The sequence below is a fragment of the Martelella mediterranea genome, from assembly GCF_021021415.1.
GTDB classification, from domain to species: domain Bacteria; phylum Pseudomonadota; class Alphaproteobacteria; order Rhizobiales; family Rhizobiaceae; genus Martelella; species Martelella mediterranea_C.
Genome location: NZ_JAINWJ010000036.1, coordinates 1 through 1,084, shown reverse-complemented (window position 1 = coordinate 1,084; position 1,084 = coordinate 1). Strand labels below are relative to the sequence as shown.

General features: G+C 62.7%; 2 protein-coding genes. One reads left to right on the top strand and one right to left on the bottom strand.

Features of this window, described 5'->3' with window-relative positions; all coding sequences use genetic code 11:
* Positions 1-65: 65 nt before the first annotated feature.
* Complete coding sequence (gene mog, locus K7H91_RS18335) at positions 66-587, top strand: molybdopterin adenylyltransferase (protein ID WP_230721677.1); 522 nt, start codon at positions 66-68, stop codon at positions 585-587.
* A gap of 280 nt (positions 588-867) precedes the next feature.
* Here the strand turns inward: mog and K7H91_RS18330 are convergent.
* On the bottom strand, positions 868-1,084 hold a 217-nt coding region (locus K7H91_RS18330; RefSeq protein ID WP_230721676.1), incomplete at its 5' end, for a hypothetical protein.

Sequence of the window (1,084 nt, the reverse complement as noted above, 5' to 3'; positions counted from 1 at the left end):
ATTTTCGATTACGAAGACCCGAGTCGAGGGCATCGGGCGGACGATGTCCGTGCTGGGAGGCTAAAATGCTGATCGTTGCACTGACCATTTCCGATCGCGCCAGCCGGGGCGAATATGAAGATCAAAGCGGCGCCATGATCGAGACCTGGCTGGCGGAAACCATCACGTCGTCCTATGCTCTGAGCCGCGTCATCATACCGGACGGGGTTGGCTCCGTGCGGAATACGCTGACGGAGCTGTGCGATAATGTTCGCGCCGACCTGATCCTGACAACCGGCGGCACGGGGCCTGCGCCGCGCGACGAGACGCCGGAGGCGATGCAGGCGGTGATGCAGAAGGAACTGCCGGGCTTTGGCGAACTGATGCGGCGCATCAGTCTGGAACAGGCGCCGACGGCCATCCTCTCGCGCCAGACCGCCGGTGTGCGCGGAAAGAGCCTGATCGTCAACCTGCCGGGCCGTCCGGCCTCGATAAGGCTTTGCCTCGATGCGGTTTTCCCGGCGGTCCCCTATTGTCTCGATCTGATCGGCGCCGGATGCATCGAGACCGACCCGGCGCGGATCAAGGCGCATCGTCCGGCGGGCTGAGGCCGGTCATAAGAAGGAGTTTCAGACATGAGAGGACGACCCGCGCCGGAACGCACGGTTATCATCGACAGCAAGCCGCTTCCGGAGGTTCTGGACGAGGGGATGATCCGGGCCGTGGTGCACGGCTTTTACGGCCGGATCCGCGAGGAGCCGCTGCTCGGGCCTGTCACCTGGAAAGGCGGAGTAGGCGTCTCTGTTGCAAATCGCTTGTCGCTGGGGGGGAGCCTGCTATGCTTCTGCTATCCAGCCCTCCATTCCTGGCACGCCCAAAAACGTCGCCTCAATTGGCCTTGCGCAGATCCGTATCGAAAGTGCCCTCAACCCGTCGGCAGTCGTTCGGGTCAGCGTCCGCAAACATACTGTCCCTGCGGCAGACAACAGCCGAGAAGCGGCCTTGAGCGGCGGCGGCTCCGTCTTCCAACGAAAGCGCATCAAAGACGATCTCGGGGGACGTCCCGCTATCTTCACTGAGGTAGAAAGGTTCGCTCATCCCGTCC

Excerpts from the sequence above, each read along its gene's own strand:
- mog (WP_230721677.1), top strand. The coding sequence starts at position 66 with ATGCTGATCGTTGCACTGACCATTTCCGATCGCGCCAGCCGGGGCGAA.